The 21,087-nt window shown below is 64.4% G+C and carries 18 protein-coding genes and 1 pseudogene; 6 read left to right on the forward strand and 13 right to left on the reverse strand.

The window, feature by feature from the left end; all coding sequences use genetic code 11:
- Positions 1–57 precede the first annotated feature (57 nt).
- On the reverse strand, positions 58–2,637 hold the full coding sequence (leuS, locus tag R2B70_RS05045) for a leucine--tRNA ligase (protein WP_318162794.1): 2,580 nt from the start codon (positions 2,635–2,637) through the stop codon (positions 58–60).
- A gap of 143 nt (positions 2,638–2,780) precedes the next feature.
- Between leuS and R2B70_RS05050 the strand changes: the two genes are divergently transcribed.
- Positions 2,781–3,263 (forward strand): zinc ribbon-containing protein, encoded by a 483-nt coding sequence (locus R2B70_RS05050; RefSeq protein ID WP_042078912.1) that lies wholly within the window; start codon positions 2,781–2,783, stop codon positions 3,261–3,263.
- Between the two features lie 71 nt (positions 3,264–3,334).
- Here R2B70_RS05050 and lnt read toward each other — a convergent pair whose 3' ends face one another.
- From lnt to miaB, 5 genes and pseudogenes are all read right to left on the reverse strand, one after another.
- A complete protein-coding gene (gene lnt, locus R2B70_RS05055; RefSeq protein WP_209793377.1) occupies positions 3,335–4,912 on the reverse strand; it encodes an apolipoprotein N-acyltransferase in 1,578 nt (525 codons plus the stop codon).
- Positions 4,913–5,058: 146 nt separating this feature from the next.
- Positions 5,059–5,940 (reverse strand): CNNM family magnesium/cobalt transport protein CorC, encoded by an 882-nt coding sequence (gene corC / locus R2B70_RS05060; RefSeq protein WP_042078914.1) that lies wholly within the window; start codon positions 5,938–5,940, stop codon positions 5,059–5,061.
- Positions 5,941–6,129: 189 nt separating this feature from the next.
- Positions 6,130–6,600: an rRNA maturation RNase YbeY gene (ybeY, locus tag R2B70_RS05065; protein ID WP_042078915.1), complete on the reverse strand. Its 471-nt coding sequence runs from the start codon at positions 6,598–6,600 to the stop codon at positions 6,130–6,132.
- Positions 6,597–7,652, reverse strand: a complete 1,056-nt coding sequence (locus R2B70_RS05070) for a PhoH family protein (RefSeq protein WP_042078916.1) — start codon at positions 7,650–7,652, stop codon at positions 6,597–6,599. The genes ybeY and R2B70_RS05070 overlap by 4 nt, the downstream gene beginning before the upstream one ends.
- Before the next feature lie 129 nt (positions 7,653–7,781).
- Positions 7,782–9,209, reverse strand: a pseudogene (miaB, locus tag R2B70_RS05075) (tRNA (N6-isopentenyl adenosine(37)-C2)-methylthiotransferase MiaB); the annotation flags it as partial.
- Positions 9,210–9,451: 242 nt separating this feature from the next.
- On the opposite strand from miaB, the gene R2B70_RS05080 reads away from it, so the two are divergent.
- Positions 9,452–10,615, forward strand: coding sequence for an FAD-dependent monooxygenase (locus tag R2B70_RS05080; protein ID WP_318162795.1), 1,164 nt, complete (start codon positions 9,452–9,454; stop codon positions 10,613–10,615).
- A gap of 38 nt (positions 10,616–10,653) precedes the next feature.
- On the opposite strand, the gene R2B70_RS05085 is transcribed toward R2B70_RS05080, so the two are convergent.
- Positions 10,654–11,553: a LysR family transcriptional regulator gene (locus R2B70_RS05085; protein WP_318162796.1), complete on the reverse strand. Its 900-nt coding sequence runs from the start codon at positions 11,551–11,553 to the stop codon at positions 10,654–10,656.
- Between the two features lie 114 nt (positions 11,554–11,667).
- Between R2B70_RS05085 and R2B70_RS05090 the strand changes: the two genes are divergently transcribed.
- Positions 11,668–11,892, forward strand: a complete 225-nt coding sequence (locus tag R2B70_RS05090; RefSeq protein WP_042078919.1) for a hypothetical protein — start codon at positions 11,668–11,670, stop codon at positions 11,890–11,892.
- Complete coding sequence (locus tag R2B70_RS05095) at positions 11,889–12,542, forward strand: HAD-IA family hydrolase (RefSeq protein WP_219143718.1); 654 nt, start codon at positions 11,889–11,891, stop codon at positions 12,540–12,542. The genes R2B70_RS05090 and R2B70_RS05095 overlap by 4 nt, the downstream gene beginning before the upstream one ends.
- Before the next feature lie 57 nt (positions 12,543–12,599).
- Here the strand turns inward: R2B70_RS05095 and R2B70_RS05100 are convergent, their stop codons facing one another.
- A complete protein-coding gene (locus R2B70_RS05100; RefSeq protein WP_209793388.1) occupies positions 12,600–13,202 on the reverse strand; it encodes a nitroreductase family protein in 603 nt (200 codons plus the stop codon).
- A gap of 290 nt (positions 13,203–13,492) precedes the next feature.
- On the opposite strand from R2B70_RS05100, the gene R2B70_RS05105 reads away from it, so the two are divergent.
- Positions 13,493–15,040 (forward strand): sensor domain-containing diguanylate cyclase, encoded by a 1,548-nt coding sequence (locus R2B70_RS05105; protein ID WP_318162797.1) that lies wholly within the window; start codon positions 13,493–13,495, stop codon positions 15,038–15,040.
- Positions 15,041–15,279: 239 nt separating this feature from the next.
- Positions 15,280–15,753, forward strand: a complete 474-nt coding sequence (locus tag R2B70_RS05110; protein ID WP_042078924.1) for a glycine zipper domain-containing protein — start codon at positions 15,280–15,282, stop codon at positions 15,751–15,753.
- A 60-nt stretch (positions 15,754–15,813) separates the two neighbouring features.
- Here R2B70_RS05110 and R2B70_RS05115 read toward each other — a convergent pair whose 3' ends face one another.
- The 5 genes from R2B70_RS05115 to R2B70_RS05135 all read right to left on the reverse strand — a co-directional run bounded on the left by R2B70_RS05115 (position 15,814) and on the right by R2B70_RS05135 (position 20,741).
- The gene (locus R2B70_RS05115) at positions 15,814–16,770 is read right to left on the reverse strand and encodes a D-2-hydroxyacid dehydrogenase (RefSeq protein WP_209793399.1); all 957 of its coding nucleotides are present in this window, start codon (positions 16,768–16,770) and stop codon (positions 15,814–15,816) included.
- Between the two features lie 100 nt (positions 16,771–16,870).
- Entirely contained in the window at positions 16,871–17,629 is a 759-nt protein-coding gene (locus tag R2B70_RS05120; RefSeq protein ID WP_318162798.1) for a DUF3530 family protein, read from the reverse strand.
- 200 nt (positions 17,630–17,829) lie between these two features.
- Positions 17,830–18,396 carry an elongation factor P gene (efp, locus tag R2B70_RS05125; RefSeq protein WP_042078929.1) on the reverse strand — a complete coding sequence of 189 codons (567 nt, stop codon included), beginning with the start codon at positions 18,394–18,396 and terminating at the stop codon, positions 17,830–17,832.
- Positions 18,397–18,440: 44 nt separating this feature from the next.
- A complete protein-coding gene (gene earP / locus R2B70_RS05130; protein WP_318162799.1) occupies positions 18,441–19,616 on the reverse strand; it encodes an elongation factor P maturation arginine rhamnosyltransferase EarP in 1,176 nt (391 codons plus the stop codon).
- Positions 19,617–19,697: 81 nt separating this feature from the next.
- On the reverse strand, positions 19,698–20,741 hold the full coding sequence (locus R2B70_RS05135; protein ID WP_318162800.1) for a GMP reductase: 1,044 nt from the start codon (positions 20,739–20,741) through the stop codon (positions 19,698–19,700).
- Between the last annotated feature and the right edge of the window lie 346 nt (positions 20,742–21,087).

The raw sequence follows: 21,087 nt of genomic DNA on the forward strand, positions 1-21,087 counted from the left end.
TGAACGACGGCGGGCCAGGCCCGCCGTCTTCAGTTGGTCAGATTTGGTGACCAGAGATCAGTTGGCGACGATGTTGAGCAGCTTGCCCGGCACATAGACCACCTTGCGCACGGTCAGGCCGTCGGTGAACTTCTGCACCGAGGCGTCGGCCATGGCCAGCTTCTCGATGTCGGCCTGGCTGATCTCGGCCGGCACGGTCAGCTTGCCGCGCATCTTGCCGTTGATCTGCACCACCACCAGCTTCTCGGTCTCGACCATGGCCGCTTCATCGGCGACCGGCCAGCCGGTCACGTCGATGTCCCCTTCCTTGCCCAGCATCTTCCACAGCTCGAAGCCGATGTGCGGGGTGATGGGGTAGAGCATGACCACCACGGCTTCCAGCGCTTCCTGCATCAGGGCTCTGTCCTGCTCGTCGCAGCCCAGCTTGGCCAGGTTGTTCATCAGCTCCATGATGGCGGCGATGGCGGTGTTGAAGGTCTGGCGGCGACCCACGTCGTCGCTCACCTTGGCGATGGTCTTGTGCAGCTCGCGGCGCACGGCCTTCTGCTCGCTGGAGAGGGACGCCACATCCAGCGCCGGCACGGCACCCGCCGAGACGTGCTCGAAGGTGGTGCGCCACAGGCGGCGCAGGAAGCGCTGTGCGCCCTCAACGCCCGAATCGGACCACTCCAGGGTCATGTCGGCCGGGGAGGCGAACATCATGAACAGACGGACGGTGTCGGCGCCGTAACGCTCCACCATCAGCTGGGGATCGATGCCGTTGTTCTTGGACTTGGACATCTTGGTCATGCCGGAGTGGATCACCTCGCGGCCATCGTTATCCACCGCCTTGGTGATGCGGCCCTTGTCGTCCCGCTCTACCTTGACGTCGAGGGGGCTGACCCAGACGTTGCCGCCCTTCTCGTCCTTGTAGTAGAAGGCATCGGCCAGCACCATGCCCTGGCAGAGCAGGCGCTTGAACGGCTCGTCGCTGTTCACCAGGCCCGCGTCGCGCAGCAGCTTGTGGAAGAAACGGGCGTAGAGCAGGTGCATACAGGCGTGCTCGATGCCGCCGATGTACTGATCCACCGGCAGCCAGTGGTTGGCGGCCGCCGGATCCAGCATGCCCTTGTCGTAGTCCGGGGAGCAGTAGCGGGCGTAGTACCAGGAGGACTCCATGAAGGTGTCAAAAGTGTCAGTTTCCCGGAACGCTTCCTGGCCGTTGTAGGTGGTCTTGGCCCACTCGGGGTCGGCCTTGATGGGGCTCTGGATGCCGTCCATCACCACGTCTTCCGGCAGCAGCACCGGCAGTTGATCTTCCGGGGTCGGCACTACGGTGCCGTCAGCCAGGGTCAGCATGGGGATGGGGGCGCCCCAGTAGCGCTGACGGGAGACACCCCAGTCGCGCAGGCGGTAGTTGACGGTGCGCTTGCCGCGGCCGAGCCCTTCCAGCTTGGTTGCGATGGCATCGAAGGCCGCCTGGAACTCGAGGCCGTCGAACTCGCCGGAGTTGAACAGCACGCCCTTGTCGGTGTAGGCGGCGGCGATCACGTCCGGCGCCTCGCCGTCGGCCGGCTTGATGACCGGCTTGATCTCGAGGCCGTACTTGGTGGCGAACTCGTGGTCGCGCAGATCGTGGCCGGGCACCGCCATCACGGCACCGGTGCCGTAGTTCATCAGCACGAAGTTGGCGACCCAGACCGGTACCTTGCGGCCATCCAGCGGGTGAATGGCGTAGAGGCCGGTGGCCATGCCCTTCTTCTCCATGGTCGCCATGTCCGCCTCGGCCACCTTGGTGTGCTTGCACTCCTCGATAAAGGCGGCGAGCTCGGGGTTGCCTTCGGCTGCCTGGGCGGCCAGCGGGTGACCGGCGGCGATACCCACATAGGTCACGCCCATGAAGGTGTCCGGACGGGTGGTGTAGACCTCCAGGTGCTCATCCTGGCCGTCGACGGCGAAGCTGATGTTGACCCCTTCGGAGCGGCCGATCCAGTTGCGCTGCATGGTCTTGACCATCTCGGGCCAGCCTTCCAGGTTGTCGATGTCGTTCAGCAGCTCTTCGGCGTAGTCGGTGATCTTGATGAACCACTGGGGGATCTCTTTCTGCTCCACCGGGGTGTCGCAGCGCCAGCAGCAGTTGTCGATCACCTGCTCGTTGGCCAGCACCGTCATGTCGTTCGGGCACCAGTTGACGGAGGAGGTCTTCTTGTAGACCAGGCCCTTCTCGTAGAGCTTGGTGAAGAACCACTGCTCCCAGCGGTAGTAGTCCGGCTTGCAGGTGGCGAGTTCTCTGTCCCAGTCATAGCCCAGACCCAGCATCTTCAGCTGGTTCTTCATGTATTCGATGTTTTCGTAGGTCCAGGGGGCCGGCGCCGTGGCGTTCTTGATGGCGGCGTTCTCCGCCGGCAGGCCGAAGGCGTCCCAGCCGATGGGTTGCAGCACATTCTTGCCGTTGAGCCGTTGATAACGGGAGATCACATCACCTATGGTGTAGTTACGCACGTGCCCCATGTGCAGTCGACCAGACGGGTAGGGGAACATGGAGAGGCAGTAGAACTTTTCCTTGTCTACTTTCTCCACCGCCTTGAAGGTTTTCTTGGCATCCCAGTGCTGCTGCACTGCTGGTTCTATGGATTGGGGAACGTATTGCTCTTGCATTGGTGACATCCGGATCTGTGAAATGAATAGATAAAACGGCTGGGAAATCGCAATAGAATACCCATATCCTGCGGCGGCAACAACCGCCAGCATCCGCCGGTCCCCGGCCGGGCACGATCAGCTATCTGCACAGGAGCAACATCATGGACAAACGCCAGAAAGGGTATGAAGCCTTTATCGCCCAGCTCAGGAAGCAGTGGGAGGAGACGGAAGAGTTCCAGGGGGAGCGTCTCAACCGGATGATCGCCAGGGTGCAGGCCTATATGGAAGCGGCGGGGGATCTGACCAAGGATGAACTCGCCCTGATCGCCGAATACGTGAAGCGGGATCTCGGCAACTACGACGAGGGAAAGCAAGAGGTGCCCGAATCCGCCTTTATGCTGGCCCTGAAAGACACCGCCTGGTCCTGGCTGGCGGATGTGACCGACCGCGCCCAGGTGGAGTGGCAGGAGCTCGCGGACGAGCTGGAGCACAAGGGCATCTACCGGGCCGGGGACTGGGTCGGACTCGGCGTGCTGGTGTGCGATCACTGTGAGTGGCGCCATACGGTGCTGCATCCTGAACAGCTCGGCACCTGCCCCGAGTGCGGGGCCGACGAGTATCATCGCGAGCCGCTCTCGCCCTGATTTCCCCCTGACAACGGCATATAAAGAGAGGCGCCCAAGGGCGCCTCTGCGATTTATCCACGTCTATCTCTTCAGGCCTTGCGGGCCCAGGGATGGGCGCGGGGGCGCAGCACCAGCGCCAGGCCCAGCAGCAGGGCGGCGATGCCGTACATGGGCCAGCTGCCGAAGCGCAGGTAGGGGGTCTCGCCGTGGGCGGGACGCACCTCGGTTCTCAAGACCCCGGCCTGGAACTGCGGGATCTGGGCGATGATGCTGCCGTCTATCTCGGTGACTATGGTGATGCCGGTGTTGGTGTCCCGCAGCAGCGGGCGGGCCAGCTCCAGGGCGCGCATGCGGGCGATCTCCATGTGCTGCCAGGGGCCTATGCTGGTGCCGAACCAGGCGTCGTTGGAGACGGTCAGCAGGAAGTCGGTATCCGGCTGCACGTTGCGGCGCACCTCGTCCGGGAAGATGATCTCGTAGCAGATGGCTGCGGCGAACTTGAGTCCCTTGGCGATCAGGTTCGGCTGTACCTCGTCCCCCCGGCTGAAGGAGGACATGGGCAGGTTGAAGAAGGGGGCGATGGGGCGCAGCAGATCTTCAAAGGGCACGAACTCGCCGATGGGCAGCAGGTGGTACTTGTAGTAGCGGTTCTTGTGCTCGTAGTGATAGGACTCCTTGCCCTCGGCATCCTGCACCCCCATGCCGAGCACGGTGTTGTAGAAGCGCTGCTGCTGGAGATCGTAGTGAATGATGCCGGCCAGCAGGCCGGTATCGTTCACCTTCATCGCCTTGTCCAGGCTCTCCAGATAGGTGCCCATCTCCTTCTCGATGGCCGGGATCGCGGACTCGGGCCAGACGATGATGTCGGCATCCTGGTTCTCGCGGCTCAAGTCCTGGTAGGTGCGCACCGTGGGGATCAGGGCCTCAGGATCCCACTTGAGAGACTGGGCGATGTTGCCCTGCACCAGGGCCACCTTGACCGGCTCCCCCCGGGTGACCCAGTTGAGCTGCATCAATCCTTGCGCCGCCCCCACCAGGGCGACGGGCAGCAGCAGCCAGGCCGGCTTGCGGCTCTGCCACACCAGCCAGAGGGCGGAGGTGGTGAGCAGCAGGGCGAGGGTGATGCCCTGCACTCCCAGGAGGGGAGCGAACCCCTTGAGGGGGCCGTCTATCTGGGTGTAGCCGAACCAGAGCCAGGGGTAGCCGGTCATCACCCAGCCACGCAGCCAGTCGGCCCCGAGCCAGAGCGCCGGGAAAGCGAGCAGCCAGCGGCTCCAGTGGCGGCCGGCGAAGACGCGGGCGAACAGCCAGCAGGCCAGGGTCGGATAGAGGGAGAGATAGGCGCAGAGCCCGGCCAACAGCACGAAGGCGGCCGGCAGCGGGATGCCGCCAAACTCCGTCATGCTGACGTGGATCCACCACTGGCCCGGCAGGAACAGGCCCATGGCGTAGCCGAAGCCGCGCCAGGCCGCCTGCCTGGGGCTGGCCTTGTCCAGCAGGGCATAGAGGCCGAGCAGGGAGAGGATCACCAGGGGCCAGTAGCCGAAAGGAGAGAAGGCCAGCACGGCGATGGCACCGGAGGCCAGGGCGAACAGGCTTGTTAGGAGTTTCGATTTCACGGGGGATCGGGGCTCGAATTGGGCTGAATAAAATAAAGTGGCCGACATCTTAACCGCAAACGGTGCCAACGGCGAGCCTCCCGGCGGCCGGGTATCGAGGGGCGGTGGCAGGGAGAATGAAAGGGTAAGGGTCTGACAGAATGACAAACGCCCCTTGGCAGGGGCGTTGAACGTCAGGTCCGGGGCGGGAGAGATCAGGACTCCGGCTGGGCCGCCGCGTGATGCTCCGGGATCTTCACCTGCAGCTGTTGCAGACGACGCCGGTCCGCGTGCATCACCTTGAACAGGTAGCCGTCGAGCTCGATCTCCTCGCCCTTCTTCGGCAGGTGGCTGAAGGCGTGCATCACCAGGCCGCCGACGGTATCCACCTCTTCATCGCTGAACTGGGTGCCGAAGAAGTCGTTGAAGTCCTCGATCTCGGTGAGGGCGCTGACGGAGAAGACCCGCTTGCTGATGCGGCGGATATCGACGGGCTCGTCCTCGATGTCGTCGAACTCGTCGTCGATCTCGCCGACGATGAGCTCCAGAATGTCCTCTATGGTCACCAGACCCGAGACACCGCCGAACTCGTCCACCACTATGGCCATGTGGTAGCGCTCTTCGCGGAACTCCTTGAGCAGGCGATCGACCCGCTTGCTCTCCGGCACGATGACGGTGGGGCGCAGGATCTTCTCGAGCTGCAGCGGCTCGCTGGCGTGATGGCCGCCGAAGCCGAACGGCAGCAGATCCTTGGCGAGCAGTATGCCCTCCACGTGATCCTTGTCTTCGTTGATCACCGGGAAGCGGGAGTGGCCGGATTCGATGATGACCGGCAGGAAGTCGTCCACCGGTTGGGACTTCTCTATGGTCACCATCTGGGAGCGGGGGATCATGATGTCACGCACGCGCAGCTCGGCAATTTCGAGCACGCCCTCGATCATGTCCTTGGTGTCCTGATCGATGAGGTCTCGCTCCTCGGCATCGGCGATGACATCCACCAGATCGTTGCGGTCTTTTGGCTCGCCCTGGAAGAGTTGGCTGAGCTTGTCGAGCCAGGTTTTCTTCGGCGAGCCGGTACTAGGGTGATCGTCGGTCATTTTCTCTCTTGGTTACTCGTATGAACACACTTGAAATCGTTGTGGCTATATGAGGATAGGCATCGGCTGTTTCAAGGCGATGACCATCCGGTGTTTTACTCTTCGTCGTTCAGACCAGGGCCGGCGATACCGAGTTCCTGCATGATGTCGCGTTCGGAACGGCACCATCTGAGCGGCTCTTGATTCACCTTATCCTTCGACATCGTCGTCCAGATAGGGGTCCGCAAAGCCCAGCTCCTGCATGATGTCGCGCTCTAGCTGCTCCATCTCCTCGGCTTCCTCGTCCTCGATATGGTCATAACCTAGCAGATGCAGACTGCCGTGCACAACCATGTGGGCCCAGTGGGCGTCCAGGGTTTTACCCTGTTCGACGGCCTCGGCCTCGACCACCTGGCGACAGATCACCAGATCCCCGAGCAGGGGCAGTTCCAGGCCGGGAGGGGCCTCGAACGGGAATGATAGCACGTTGGTGGGCTTGTCCTTGCCGCGATAGGTGTGGTTGAGCTCGCGGCTCTCCTCCTCGTCGACGATGCGCACCGTCACCTCGGCCTCCTGCTGGAAGCCGAGGATGGTGCCCTCGAGCCAGCCTTGCAGCTGGGCCTCGCTCGGCAGGCCGTCGGGGCTGGCGCAGGCCAGTTGCAGATCCAGGGTCAGGCTCATTGGGCATTCTCTCTGCTGATGTTCTCTTTGTTGCTGGCGGCGGCCTTCTCGGCCGCCTGCTGGGCGTCGAACGCCTCGTAGGCCTGGACGATGCGGGCCACCACGGGGTGGCGTACCACGTCCTTGGACTCGAAGAAGTTGAACGACAGGCCGTCGACTCCCTGCAGCACCTCCAGGGCGTGGCGCAGACCGGACTTGGTGCTGCGGGGCAGGTCCACCTGGGTGATGTCGCCGGTGACCACCGCCTTGGAGTTGAAGCCGATGCGGGTCAGGAACATCTTCATCTGCTCGGTGGTGGTGTTCTGGGCCTCGTCCAGGATGATGAAGGCGTCGTTCAAGGTTCTTCCGCGCATATAGGCGAGCGGCGCCACCTCGATGATGTTGCGCTCCATCAGCTTCTCCACCCGCTCGAAGCCCAGCATCTCGAACAGGGCGTCGTAGAGGGGGCGCAGGTAAGGATCCACCTTCTGGGAGAGGTCCCCTGGCAGGAAGCCGAGCTTCTCCCCCGCCTCCACCGCCGGGCGGGTCAGCAGGATGCGGCGGATCTCCTGGCGCTCCAGGGCATCCACGGCGGCGGCCACGGCCAGATAGGTCTTGCCGGTGCCGGCGGGGCCTATGCCGAAGCTGATGTCGTGGCGCACTATGTTGGCGATGTACTGGGCCTGGTTCGGGCTCCTCGGCTTGATGAGGCCACGCTTGGTCTTGACCGTCACCTCCTTGCCATAGGGGAGGCTAGGCACCTCCTCGTCGTCCTGCTCCAGCACGCGGGACTCCTGCACCGTCAGGTGCACCATCTCTGGGGTGATGTCGGTCACCTTGCCCCCCTTGAGGGGCTGGGTCTCCACATAGAGGTGCTTGAGGATGACGGCGGCCGCGTCCACCTGGGCCTGCTTGCCCAGCACCTGGAAGTGGTTGTCCCGGTAGCTGATCTCGATGCCGAGGCGGCGCTCCAGCTGCTTGAGGTTGTCGTCAAAGGGGCCGCACAGGCTGGCGAGACGCAGGTTGTCGGCGGGCTCCAGATGCAGGTTCAGGGTCGCGATATGTCGGCTCAAATTGACCTCGTTTCAAGGTTCTTCCCTTCTGTGAGGGAAGAGACATTAATGGGGAGTGAAGGCCGCAACGCCCAGGGGATCGGGCTCGTTGTCGGGGCGGCCGGATTGGACCAGGATCTCGCTTGGAGCGGGGGTAAAAGCGGCCACACCCAACCCATCGGGCACGTTGTCGGGGCGACGGGCCAGGATCTCGCTCGGCGCCGTGGCGATGCGCAGGTTCATCTCGTCCTCGCCGCGGATGAAGCGGCCGCGCAATGAGTAGGGGCGCACGTCGGTGATCTCCACGTCGGCGAAGCCGCCGATGAGGCGGTGCGGCCCCTCGAAGTTGACCACCCGGTTGTTCTCGGTGCGGCCGGAAAGCTGCATGGGATCGAGCTTGGACGGCCCCTCCACCAGGATGCGCTGCACCGAGCCCAGCATGGCGCGGCCGATGAGCATGGACTGGTGATTGATGCGGTTCTGCAGCCGGGTCAGGCGGGCCTTCTTCACCTCCATGTCCACGTCGTCCGGCAGATCGGCGGCCGGGGTGCCGGGGCGCGGGCTGTAGATGAAGCTGAAGCTCATGTCGAAGTTGATCTCCTCGATGAGTTTCATGGTGGCCTCGAAGTCCTCGTCCGTCTCGTTCGGGAAGCCGACGATGAAGTCCGAACTCATGGTGATGTCGGGGCGCACGGCACGCAGACGGCGGATCTTGGACTTGTACTCCAGCACCGTGTGAGGGCGCTTCATCATGGTCAGGATGCGATCCGAGCCGCTCTGGATCGGCAGGTGCAGGAAGCTGACCACCTCGGGGGTGTCCCGATAGACCTCGATGATGTCGTCGGTGAACTCGATGGGGTGGCTGGTGGTGTAGCGAATGCGGTCGATGCCGTCGATGGCGGCCACCAGGCGCAGCAGTTCGGCGAAGGTGCAGTGGCCGCCGTCAAAGGTCGGGCCCCGGTAGGCGTTGACGTTCTGGCCGAGCAGGTTCACCTCGCGCACCCCCTGCTGGGCGAGCTGGGCGATTTCGTAGAGCACGTCGTCGAGCGGACGGCTCACCTCCTCGCCACGGGTGTAGGGCACCACGCAGAAGGAGCAGTACTTGGAGCAGCCTTCCATGATGGAGACAAACGCCGTGGCCCCCTCGGCGCGGGGCTCGGGCAGGTTGTCGAACTTCTCTATCTCGGGGAAGGCGATGTCCACCTGGGCGCCATGGCCCTCCTGCACCTGCTTGATCATGGTCGGCAGGCGGTGCAGGGTCTGGGGTCCGAAGACGATGTCCACATAGGGGGCGCGTTTTCTCAGATTGTCCCCTTCCTGGGAGGCGACGCAGCCGCCCACGCCGATCACCAGCCCCGGCTTCTTCGCCTTGAGCTTCTTCCAGCGACCGAGCAGGTGGAACACCTTCTCCTGGGCCTTCTCGCGGATGGAGCAGGTATTGAGCAGCAGGACGTCGGCATCGGAGGGCTCCTCGGTCAGCGTGTAGCCGTTGCTGGCATCCAACAGGTCGGCCATCTTGGACGAGTCGTACTCGTTCATCTGGCAGCCCCAGGTCTTGATATGAAGTTTCTTGCTCATCGCTTCTCTTGACTGTTTTTGAAATCGGCAGGGTCAAAGGACCGGCCATTTTACTCCGCAATCCCGGTGCTGACCAGTCTGGGGCCGGCCGCCGCCCCCCGGCCTCCCCGTGCCCGGCCTGGGATGGCCGCCGGCAATTGCACGACTGGCGCACTGTTTCTCCCGTCGCCTTGCGCTATCATGCCCCATTCGGTTCGGCCCTTGCGCCCTCGTGCGGGGCGACTCCTTGCAGGAATCAAGTTATGGAACAGTGTGATATCGCCATCGTCGGCGCCGGCATGGTGGGCGCCGCCACCGCCTGTCTGCTGGCGGCAGAGGGCCTCTCTGTGCGGGTCATCGAGACCCGGCTGCCCGAGCCCTACGCCCCCGGGCAGCCGCTGGATCTGCGGGTCTCCGCCATCAGCCAGGCCTCGGTGGCGCTGCTGACCCGGGCCGGTGCCTGGCAATACCTGCAACAGATGCGGCTGTGTCCCTATCGCCGGCTGGAGACCTGGGAGCTGGACGGTTTCGCCACCCGCTTCGACGCCGCCGATCTGGGGCTGCCCCAGCTCGGCTACATCATAGAGAACCGGCTGGTGCAGCTCGCCCTGCTCAAGAGGATGGAGGATTTCCCGACCATCCAGACCCACACCCCGGCGGCGGTGAAAAGCCTGCGCCAGAGTGCGGAAGAGGCCGTGCTGACCCTGGACGATGGCAGCGAGCTCGCCGCCCGCTGGGTGCTGGCCTGCGACGGCGCCGAGTCCCACACCCGCCAATTGGCCGGGATCGGGGTGTCGCGCTTCGAGTACCGCCAGCACTGCATGCTGATCAATATCGACACCGATTTCGAGCAGGAAGACATCACCTGGCAGCAGTTCACCCCGAGCGGCCCGCGCGCCTTCCTGCCCCTGCCGGGCCGCCACGGCTCCCTGGTGTGGTACGACAGCCCGGCCCGCATCCGGGCGCTCACGGCCATGAGCCACGAGGCCCTGGCCGCCGAGGTGCGCCGCCACTTCCCGGCCCGGCTCGGCGGCTTCACCGTCACCGGCAAGGGGAGCTTCCCGCTGGTGCGCCGCCACGCCAACGACTATTGCACCGGTCGGGTGGTGCTGCTCGGCGACGCCGCCCACACCATCAACCCGCTGGCGGGGCAGGGGGTGAACCTCGGCCTCAAGGACGTGGCCTGCTGGACCGAGTTGCTCGGCAAGGCGGGGGCCCAGTGGCATGCACCGGCGCTGGCGGCGCGCTACGAGCGGCGCCGCCGCCCGGACAACCTGCTGATGCAGTCGGGGATGGATCTCTTTTACGGGGTGTTCAGCAACGAGATAGGGCCCCTCAAGCTCGCCCGCAACCTGGCCCTCAATCTGGCGGACAAGGCGGGCCCCCTCAAGGAGATGGCGCTGCGCTACGCCCTGGGGTTGGTATAGGGGGCATTCCCCCCATTGCGTTAGAGGAGTCGCGCGCCCTATCCGCCTTGTCCGGGCTCCGGGTGCTCCGCCCTGACCAGGGTCAGGAAGCGATCCCGGATGGGATCCGCAAACTCCGGGTTCCACACCAGGCTTATCTCCCACTCGGACCAGGGGCCGAAGAGGGGGTAGAGGGTCACCTCCCTGCCCGCGATAAAGCCGACGCTGCGGGGCAGGATGGCGTTGCCGATACCGGCGGCCACCAGGGCCACCAGGGTCTGGATGTCTTCCGCCTCCTGGATGATGCCGCTCAACCGGTTGGCGCCGAGGAAGCGGGCGATCTGCTGGCTGAGACCGGGGCAGCGATGGCCCACCATCTGCAGCAGGGGCTGGCGGGTCAGCGCCTGCGCCACGTCGAAGGCGGCGGGATCCGACCCAATCAGCCGGGTGGGCACCGCCAGCACCAGCCTGTCCGTCAGCAATCTGTGCTCCCTCAACTGGGGCGCGTCTGGCCGACGCATGAAGCCCAGCTGCAGTCGTCCCGCCAGCAGCAGCTCCTGCTGGGTGGCGGAGGTCATGTCCTGCAGGTGCACCAGCACGTCCGGGACCTGCTGCTTGAAGCGGGCCACCAGTGAGGGGGCGAGTGCGAAGCTGGAGATCCCGAACCCTATCTTGAGGCGCCCGGCGGCGCCGCTCGCCAGAGCCAGGGCGTGCTGCTCGAATCCCTTGCCGTGATCCACCAGGGCGCGGGCCTGGGGAAGCAGCTGGAGACCGATGGCGGTCAGTTCGGCGCCATGGCGGCCCCGGTTGAACAGGGTGCTGCCGAGCGCGAGTTCCAGCCCCTGGATCTGCTTGGTCAGGGCCGGTTGCGTGACGAAGAGCCGGCTGGCCGCCTCCCGGTAGTTGGCGGTCTCGGCCAGCATCACGAACGCCTGCAACTGCCTCAGGTCGAATCTCATTCCATTTGGTTATCCAATGTGGCGATTTATTGATTATAAATTATCTAACTGCCTTGTTCTAATGGTCTCGAAACGGGCCTTCTTGCCCGCTGACCAGCCACAAGGAGTCATGCCATGTCGAGCGAACGCTATCTGTTTTTGATCAAGGGGAGCCTGGTGATGGCCCAGCCACTGGCCGCGCCGGAGACGGGGGAGCTGCTGACCAGCCTGCTGCAGCAGGGGTTTGTCGTGGGGCCCGTGCCGGTGTGGGCGAGCAATGCGGAGCAGGCGCTCGCCTGCTACGAAGAGGCGGTCCAGCGGCAGGCCTTCGTGGATGTGCTGGCGGGGAGAGCCGCATGACAGGGCTCACTCTGGAGGCGGCAGCCCTGCTGCTGGACATGGACGGCACCCTGGTGCACTCCACCGGCGAGGTGGAAGCCGTGTGGCGGCTCTGGTGCCGGCGCCATGGGCTGGATCCGGAGCCCGTGCTGGCCATGTGCCACGGGGTGCGCTCGCGGGAGGTGATCCGGGCGCTGGCTCCCTGGCTGGACCTGGCGTCTGAGGTGGCCCTGCTCGACGAGCTGGAGATCCGCCACGGCGGGGCGGCAGAGCCGATCGCCGGGGCCCGCGCCGTGCTCGATGGCCTGCCGGCGGATCGCTGGAGCCTAGTGACTTCCGCGAGCCACAGGGTGGCGCGCCACCGCCTGGGCAGCGCCGGATTGCCGCTGCCACGCCTCCTGGTCGGCGCCGAGGACGTGGTGCGGGGCAAGCCGGATCCCGAGCCCTATCTGCTGGCCGCAAGCCGGCTTGGCCTGGCTCCCGCCGATTGCCTGGTGTTCGAGGATGCACCCGCGGGCATCGCCAGCGCCCTGCGGGCCGGCTGCCGGGTGGTGCAGGTGGGGGGAACCCAGAGGTGCGATCCGGCGGTCACTGCCTTGATCCCGAACTGGGGCCGGGTGACTGTGGTCGTGCAGGAGGCAGGCCAACTGCAGGTGCAGCTGACGGCCTGAGAGGCGGGCAGAAAAAGCCCCCGACTGGCGGGGGCTTGAGCGGGCGAGGCGTCAGGATTACTTGAAGACCCGGAAGCGCACGTCGTCGTCGATGAAGGTCTTGTCACCGGCCGGCTGTTCTATGCTGCCGAAGGGCATCTGGGCGCGCAGCAGCCAGCTGGCAGGCAGGTTCCACTCCTGGCGGACCGCCTGGTCTATCAGCGGGTTGTAGTGCTGCAGGGAGGCCCCTATGCCCTCCTGGGCCAGGGTGGTCCAGACCGCGAACTGGGCGATCCCGGTGCCGTGTTCGGACCAGATGGGGAAGTTGTCGGCATAGAGGGCGAACTTCTGCTGCAGATCCTCGATGACGGCGGTGTCTTCGAAGAACAGCACAGTGCCGAAGCCTGAGCGGAAGCTGCCGTTGACCTTGGCTTCGCTCTGGGGATAGGCCTCTGGCGGGACTATCTTCTTGAGCTCGGCCTTGACGATGTCCCACAGCTTGTGGTGCTGCTCGCCAAACAGGATGACGGCGCGGGAGCTCTGGGAGTTGAACGAGGAGGGGCTGTGCTTGACGGCATCCTTGATGAGCGCCGTCAGCTGGGCCTCGGAGTGGGTCACCCGGTTGCCCAGGGCATAGATGGTACGACGTACTTTGATCTGTTCGATAAACGGACTGCTCATAACATCTCCTTGGTTGCTGAATCATCGCCGCCAGTCATGCCGGCAAAGGCCATCTGGCTCCGATCTCTCGAGCCATCGACTATAACACCTTCCGCGCAGGAAACCGTCAACGCAGGGTGATGACAGTTTCTACTTTTTATGGATATTCACATGACGGGAACGCATATGGTCGACGGAGACTGCTGATATCTTTTTTATCATTAACAGTAGACGTTAATGATTTCAATCAATACCTTGGTGGTTGTTTCAACTATAAAATGCATGACATATGACATTTTATAGGGGGTTGGATGGCTGCCACTATCATCAAGGAACGCTATTACATCTTGACCCCGCTGTCGTGCCTGCTCGGCGTCCTGGTGTTGATCGCCACCCTGCTGCTGGCGGCGGCCAGCTACCTGCGCAGCATCGACAAGACCATGGCAGGCTACGGCCACATGCTCACCTCCATCGACGCCACCCTGATCCATGAACTGGTGCAGGACAACCAGCGCCAGCTCGGCGTGCTGGAGTCCTCGCTGGACAAGCGGGCCATCGCACGGGGAGAGGCGGCCATCAACCCGATCTGGGCCATCGCCCACCAGTTCAAGCACGACGCCCACTTCCTCTATTTCTACAACGCCCGCACCCATCGTCTCGACAGCTACCCCCACTGGCAGGCGCCGGCCGGCTATCAGGCACAGAAGCGCCCCTGGTATCAGGCGCTCTCCGGCGAGGGGGACGACCTCATCTGGTTTGGTCCCTACGAGGAGTTTGATTCCGCCAGCCAGGTCCTGACCCTGATCAAGCGCGTCAGGGATGACGAGGGGCAACTGCTGGGGCTGCTGATGGTGGACATGTCGTTCAACACGCTGCAGGCGGCGCTGGGACGGGCACTGGGAGGGGACAGGGCCGCCCTCTACATCACGGAGCGCAAGGGGGGGCAGCTGGTGGTGGGGCACAATCTGCAGCTGCTGCCGGTCGGCCTTGATCCTGAGAAGCAGGTAGCCGGGCTGGACGTGATCTGGGAGGGCAGCCACCTGAGGCACCCGCTGACGAACATCGGCTGGGATCTCAATCTCTATCTGCCCCCTGCCCACTTCCATGAAAACCTGCAGGATACCCTGCTGATGGTGGTGTTGCCCGCGCTGGCGCTGCTGTGCGTCTGGCTGTGCAGCCTGGTGTTTCTGGTGCGAATATTCCGCCAGGAGCAGGCCCTGGTGCAGGGCTCCCTCAGCGGTCTCGTCCGGGATGAGGCCCTGCTGGAGATCCAGCGGCGCCGGCGCACCTGGTTCGTGCACGGCAGTCTGGGGGAGATCAACCAGGTGAGAAACAGCCTGATCCAGGGCCAGGATGCCCTGCTGCACGATCCCCTCACCGGGATCATGAACCGGCGGGCCTTCGATCAGGACAGGGCCAGGCTGGATCAGGAGGCGGTCCCCTACTGGCTGGTCCTGTTCGATGTGGACAACTTCAAGGGCGTCAACGACAGCTGGGGCCACGGCGTGGGAGATGCCGTGCTGTTCCGGGTGGCCACCATCATGGCGAGGACCCTGGGGGAGGCCCAGGTCTACCGGATCGGCGGTGATGAATTTGCGGCCCTGCTGCCCTGGGAACAGGGTGAGGTAGAGTGCCGCCTGACCCATCTGCTGGCCCGGGTACGGGCGCTGCAGTGGCGCGAGTTTGAGGCGTCCATCACCCTGAGCGCCGGAGGGGCGCATTACCCGGAAGGTGCTCCCAACCTGCTCGAGCGGGCCGATGAATGCCTGTACCGGAGCAAGCACCAGGGGCGGGACTGCTGGCATCTGGCGTCCAGCCGGCCTCCCTCCGAGGGGGAGGTTGTGACAGTATCTGTCTGACCGTCATCATGACAAAAAGGGCCCTCGGGCCCGGGTGCGGGGTCACAGCGGGGATAATTTCCCGTGTGACCTTTTTTTTTGGTTAATTTTCATTGGGTTGCTCTATTTCACTCCTGAGTGTCGCGAAGAGGAGACAGACGGCCCGGCGATGACGGACCCGTTGCCCCGGTAGCGTTGGCCAGGCCGCTTTGTATAGTGCAGGGAAAATAATCAATCATCAGGTTTGACAGGAGTAGCCCATGAAGATGAAACCATATGGCGTGAGCGCACTGGCATTGCTGGGTGCACTGCTGTTGGGGACGGGCCAGGTGCAGGCGTCGGAGACCCTCAACACCATACTCGGCGGCGGTGCTGGCGGGGTGGCCGGGACCATGATCGGCAAGGAGCTGGGCGGCGACACGGGCGCCCTGGTGGGGGCGGCGATCGGCGGTGCCGCCGGTGGGGCCGCCACGGCCAACCGGGGCAACAAGAATGAGGCCGCCCTCGGGGGGGCCGTCGGTGCCCTGGGGGGCGCCGCCATCGGCAAGAGCGTCGGGGGTGACACTGGTCGCCTGATCGGGGCCGGCATCGGCGGTGCCGGCGGCTCCGCCATCGGCGCCAAAACCGGCGACACTCACGAGAGCAACAACCACCGCTATTACGACGACAGGCGCTATTACAAGCATCACAAGCATCACAAGAAGCACCGCAAGCACAGATGGCATGACGACTGATGCCGCGACAAGACGACAGAAAGGGGCCCTGGGCCCCTTTCTTGATCCCGCCGCGCGGTCTCAGACCAGGCGGTGCTGGCGCCTGCCGAGGTAGAAGGCGTTGATGTTGTCGATCAGCTGATCCGCGAGCCGCTGCATCGACTCCTCGCTGGCCCAGGCCACGTGGGGGGTCAGGATGAAGTTGGGGTAGCGCAGGGCCTGCATCAGGGGATGGTCCGGGGGCGGAGGCTCCACGCTTGCCACGTCGAAACCGGCGCCGCCGAGCCGGCCGTTGCCGAGGGCCTCCAACAGGGCCTGCTCGTCCACCAGGCCGCCACGGCCCACGTTGATGAGCAGGGCCCCCGGTTTCATCATGGCCAGCTCCCGCTCCCCGATGAGGTGGCGGGTGTAGGGGGTGAGCGGACAGTGCAGGCTGATGACATCCGAGTTCTCCAGCAGGGCGTCCAGGGGCAGTCTGTCGTCATCGCCGGGAGTCCCTATCTGGCTCTGGGCATAGCGCACCTCCATGCCGATGGCCTCGGCCCGCTGCCCCAGGGCCTGCCCCAGGGTGCCCTTGCCGATGATGCCGAGCCGCTTGCCGTGCAGATCCGTGATGGGGTGGTCGAAGAAGCAGAACTGGCCGCTCTGTTGCCAGCGCCCTTCCAGCAGGGACTGGCGCCAGGCAAACAGGTTGCGCGACAGGGCCAGCATCAGCGCCATGGCGTGTTCGGGAACCGAGGGGCCCGAGTAGTTGCGGATATTGCACACGGCGACATTGGCGGCGCGACAGGCCTCCAGATCCAGGTTGTCGCTGCCGGTGGCCGCCAGGGCAATCAGGCGCAGCTCCGGCAACTGGGCCAGCTCGGCGGCGCCTATGCGGACCTTGTTGATGATGGCGATGCTGGCGCACTTGAGCCGCTCCACCACCTGATCCGGCGCCGTGGTCGGGTAGCTCTGCCAGTGATGGGGAAAATCGGGGCGGCGCAGATTGATGCCGGCGTCCAGGGTGTCGCTGTCGAGAAACACGATTTGCTGCATGAAGCCTCCTGCCATTGGTGCGGACATGATGCCAAAGATGGCGTGCCGCTGACCAGCCCGGGAGCGTGTCCGGGAGAGGCCCGCCTCCAGGGCGACGGGGTCAGATCCAGCCCAGGTGGGTCAGCCAGCCCTGGATGCGCCCGTGCGTCTCGTCCAGATCCATCAGGGCATAGGGACGATAGTTCAGCTTGTGGCTGCGGCGGCTCTCGCTCTTGCGCGCCTCGGCGGCCAGCAGAGGCCAGGTGCTGCCCTCCTCCTGATAGAGGTCCAGGGTGGGAACGCTGGCCTGTGCCACCTGCTTGGCCAGGGTCTGGTTGCTCTGCTGATTGGGGAAGAAGCCATCGAGCAGGACCAGGGCATCGGGGGCCGGCAGCTGTTCGCTCGCGATGAGGTTGGCGGCCCAGGCCGCGCTGGTCCCCTGTGCCAGCAGCAGCCTGAAGCCCCCCTCCTGCAGCTTGGCGTCGCCGAGCTTGCTGATGCGGGTGGCAAACTGCTTGCGAAAATCGTCGATGGCCTGCTGCTTCTTCTCGGCGGCGGGGTCCAGCTCCGTCTGTTGCGGCGAGGGGAGCAGCAGCAGGGTGTCGAAGCCGAGCCGCCCCAGATCCCGGGTCAGTTGCCACAGCTGGCCGCTTCGCTGCCAGTCGGGCAGCAGGATCGCGAGCCCCAGATAGCTGTCGCCGTCGTGCCTGGCGAACAGCACCCGCTGCTTGTCGACCAGGGTGCTGTCAGGCACCCCTTGCCAGTCGCCATTCTGCCAGTAGTCGGGTGGCACCAGGGGGGCGGGCTCGCCGGCCCGCGCCAGCCCGCCGTACAGGCAGCCAAGACTCAGCAACAACAGTGGTAACAACGCTCTGGCCATGGGCCCCTCGTGGATTGTCCCGGGATGGGTCTTACAGTTAGCGGCGGCGGCGGCCATTTCTGAAGGGGGATGCCTGGCTGGGCGCCATGGCCCGGGTATGCATGTCGCCGGTCGCCAGCCGGAGCGGGGCAGTCCGGTGACACGGCCAATAAAAAAGCGAGCCTGAGGCTCGCTTTTTGCAATGGGTTCGAGGGGGCAACTTAGTTGACGCGACGCTTGAACTCACCGGTGCGGGTATCGATTTCGATCTTGTCGCCGATCTCCACGAAGGCGGCAACGGCCAGCTCGTAGGAGGTGCCCTTCAGGCGGGCCGGCTTGGTCACTTTGCCGGAGGTGTCGCCACGGGCGGCCGGCTCGGTGTACTCGACTTCGCGAACGATGGTGGTCGGCAGCTCTACGGAGATGGCTTTCTCGTTGTAGAAAGTCACTTCACACAGATCTTCCATGCCGTCTACCAGGTAGTTCAGCGCGTCACCCAGGTTGTCCTTCTCGACGTCGTACTGGTTGTACTCGGTGTCCATGAAGACATACAGGGGGTCGGAGAAGTAGGAGTAGGTGCACTCCTTGCGCTCCAGTTGAACGACTTCCAGCTTGTCGTCGGCCTTGAATACGGTCTCGGTGGCGCTGCCGTTCAGCAGGCCTTTCAGCTTCATCTTGACCACGGCGGAGTTACGGCCGGATTTGTTGAATTCGGCTTTCTGGACCACCATCGGCTCGGTACCGATCATGACGACGTTACCAGCGCGGATTTCCTGTGCGGTTTTCATGTAAAAAATTCCTGTTCGTATACGGGCAGATAAAAACTGCCAGATTATATACGGCTTTCTAAAAATTTCACCAACCTCGTGACGAGATCCCCCTCGGCGAGCAACTTCTGTGACCAGGCTCGCGCATGCTGCTGCCAGTGTGCGGCATGGATCGGCCATCGGGCCCAGAGTTCGCCGAGCGCCTGGCCATGGTTGAGGGCGTGGCTGGCGTCGCGCAGCCACTGGGCCGCGTCTGCGGGCAGCGTTGCCAGATAATGGTCGAGAAAGTCATCCAGCTTGGCGATATGGGCCTCATCGTCCTGGGGGTAGATGTGCCACAGGAAGGGGCGCCCTGCCCACTGGGCCCGCACGAAGGAGTCTTCGCCCCGCACCAGGTTGAGATCGCAGCTCCACAGCAGCCGGTCGTAACCGGCCTGATCCGTCATCGGCAGCAGCTTGATGCACAGGCTCCCCGCCTGCAGCAGATCTCCCGCTTGGGCCGTAGGGATGGCGTCTGCCAGCCCGGCCCCGGTGAGCACGTCATCGAGGGCGCGCCCGAGCGGCAGCAGCAGGGTGACCGGCGTGGCGCTCTGGCTCCAGCGCTGGACCAGGCTCCTGAGCGCCGCGCTCTCATAGGTAAAGAGGCTGACCCTCAGCTCGCCTTCTCGTTTGGGTGGCAGGCCCAGGCTGGCCCAGTAGGCGGCAAGCCCCGTGTCATCCTGCTGCCAGGCATCCCGCTCGGCGATGAGCCCCCGTTCGCACAAGAGGCCGCCGGTTCTCGGTGTGAAGCCCGGGAAGAAGAAGTATTTGTCGAGGCTCTGGCTGCCGACCCGCTGGGGGGAGGCGAGGCCGTGGCAATCTTCGACCCAGGCCTCGGCGCTGAGGTACTCCAGGTTGATCCAGCAGGGGGGCGGGCTCTGCTCGGCCATGCGCGCAATGAAGGGGGCGGGCAGGGCGCAGGCGAAGGCCTCGATCACCACGCTCGCCGGCACGGCATCGGCGGGCAGCGCGTCGTACCAGCGCTGGATATGGATGCCCTCGACCCACTGGGCTTCTTGTGCGGGATCCAGCCCGGGGCAGATGCGGGCGAAGCTGGCCAGATCGTCCACCCAGAGCCTGACCTTGCCGTGGCCTTCCCGCTGAAGCTGACGGGCGAGCCGCCAGGTGACGCCGATGTCGCCGAAGTTGTCCACCACGGCGCAGAAGATATCCCAGTCAAAGGGGGGCAGGGGGCTGCTCATGTCGGGGTCCAGATGCAAAAAAACCGGTGCGCAGGGTAGCACACCGGTGACTCGGCTTCTAACGGTCGGGCTGGTGCTGTGTTACTCCTTGCCGTAGACGTTGTTCTCCTGCTCGCGAACCCGGATGAAGGTGGTGCGCTTGGTGAGCTCCTTGAGCTGGCTGGCGCCCACATAGGTGCAGGTGGAGCGCACGCCCCCCAGGATGTCGCGCACCGTGTTCTCCACCGGGCCACGGTAGGGCAGCAGCACGGTTTTGCCCTCGGAGGCGCGGTAGTCGGCGACGCCGCCGGCGTGCTTGTCCATGGCGCTGGACGAACTCATGCCGTAGAACTTCATGAAAGGGGATCCATCCACTTCGACGAGCTCGCCGCCGCACTCCTCGTGGGCCGCCAGCATGCCCCCCAGCATCACGAAGTCGGCGCCGCCGCCAAAGGCCTTGGCCACGTCACCCGGGCAGGTGCAGCCGCCGTCGCCGACGATCTGGCCACCGAGGCCGTGAGCCGCATCGGCACACTCTATGATGGCGGAGAGCTGGGGGTAGCCGACCCCGGTCTTGACCCGGGTGGTGCAGACCGAGCCGGGGCCTATGCCGACCTTGACGATGTCGGCGCCGGAGAGGATCAGCTCTTCGACCATCTCGCCGGTGACCACGTTGCCCGCCAGGATGACGTGGTTCGGACAGGCCTCGCGGATCTTGCGCAGGAATTCGACGAAGTGCTGGGAGTAGCCGTTGGCCACGTCGACACAGATGAAGCGCAGGGCTTCTGACATGGCAAGGATCTGGCGGGTCTTGGTGAAGTCCTCGTCCGAGGTGCCGGTGGAGACCATCACATGGCCCAGGATGGCCGGGTCTGTCTCATTGACGAAGGTTTGCCACTGCGCGAGGCTGTAGTGCTTGTGTACCGCCGTCATCATCTCGAAGCCCGCCAGGGTGCGCGCCATGGCGAAGCTGCCGACGGTGTCCATGTTGGCGGCGATGACGGGCACCCCCTGCCACTGGGTCTGGGTGTGCTTGAAGGTGAACTGGCGGGTCAGGCTGACTTGGGAACGGCTCTTGAGGGTAGAGCGCTTGGGGCGGAACAGTACATCCTTGAAACCGAGCTTCAAGTCTTCTTCGATACGCATTGCGAATTCCTTATTGAGCCTTGTGAAAGTCACTGTTGCAGTGGGCAAAATTTTCGGCAGGCACAAAAAAACCGTAGGTTTTCAAGGCCTCCGGTTTACAACAGTGTAGGGAAAAATCCCGCCGGAACAAGACTGATAATTCACGAGGCCTTGTGGTAGCCTTTGGCGTCACAACCTCAGGATGGCAGCCAGTGTCATCCAGCACCTTCCTCCCCCCGTTTCTTTCTGTTCCTTCCCTCTCTGTGGGGGCATGCACTGTGTCCGGCACGGCCTGTCGCCTGCCATCGGGGTGGCCGGGGGCGGTTCGCCCCGGGCCTGGAATCCGGTTGACCCGCCGGATGGCTGT

Source organism: Aeromonas sp. XH (assembly GCF_033348475.1).
GTDB lineage: Bacteria > Pseudomonadota > Gammaproteobacteria > Enterobacterales > Aeromonadaceae > Aeromonas > Aeromonas sanarellii.

Coding starts and splice junctions, on each gene's coding strand:
- leuS (WP_318162794.1), bottom strand. CDS start 2,637: ATGCAAGAGCAATACGTTCCCCAATCCATAGAACCAGCAGTGCAGCAG.
- R2B70_RS05050 (WP_042078912.1), top strand. CDS start 2,781: ATGGACAAACGCCAGAAAGGGTATGAAGCCTTTATCGCCCAGCTCAGG.
- lnt (WP_209793377.1), bottom strand. CDS start 4,912: ATGTCGGCCACTTTATTTTATTCAGCCCAATTCGAGCCCCGATCCCCC.
- corC (WP_042078914.1), bottom strand. CDS start 5,940: ATGACCGACGATCACCCTAGTACCGGCTCGCCGAAGAAAACCTGGCTC.
- ybeY (WP_042078915.1), bottom strand. CDS start 6,600: ATGAGCCTGACCCTGGATCTGCAACTGGCCTGCGCCAGCCCCGACGGC.
- R2B70_RS05080 (WP_318162795.1), top strand. CDS start 9,452: ATGGAACAGTGTGATATCGCCATCGTCGGCGCCGGCATGGTGGGCGCC.
- R2B70_RS05085 (WP_318162796.1), bottom strand. CDS start 11,553: ATGAGATTCGACCTGAGGCAGTTGCAGGCGTTCGTGATGCTGGCCGAG.
- R2B70_RS05090 (WP_042078919.1), top strand. CDS start 11,668: ATGTCGAGCGAACGCTATCTGTTTTTGATCAAGGGGAGCCTGGTGATG.
- R2B70_RS05095 (WP_219143718.1), top strand. CDS start 11,889: ATGACAGGGCTCACTCTGGAGGCGGCAGCCCTGCTGCTGGACATGGAC.
- R2B70_RS05100 (WP_209793388.1), bottom strand. CDS start 13,202: ATGAGCAGTCCGTTTATCGAACAGATCAAAGTACGTCGTACCATCTAT.
- R2B70_RS05105 (WP_318162797.1), top strand. CDS start 13,493: ATGGCTGCCACTATCATCAAGGAACGCTATTACATCTTGACCCCGCTG.
- R2B70_RS05110 (WP_042078924.1), top strand. CDS start 15,280: ATGAAGATGAAACCATATGGCGTGAGCGCACTGGCATTGCTGGGTGCA.
- R2B70_RS05115 (WP_209793399.1), bottom strand. CDS start 16,770: ATGCAGCAAATCGTGTTTCTCGACAGCGACACCCTGGACGCCGGCATC.
- R2B70_RS05120 (WP_318162798.1), bottom strand. CDS start 17,629: ATGGCCAGAGCGTTGTTACCACTGTTGTTGCTGAGTCTTGGCTGCCTG.
- efp (WP_042078929.1), bottom strand. CDS start 18,396: ATGAAAACCGCACAGGAAATCCGCGCTGGTAACGTCGTCATGATCGGT.
- earP (WP_318162799.1), bottom strand. CDS start 19,616: ATGAGCAGCCCCCTGCCCCCCTTTGACTGGGATATCTTCTGCGCCGTG.
- R2B70_RS05135 (WP_318162800.1), bottom strand. CDS start 20,741: ATGCGTATCGAAGAAGACTTGAAGCTCGGTTTCAAGGATGTACTGTTC.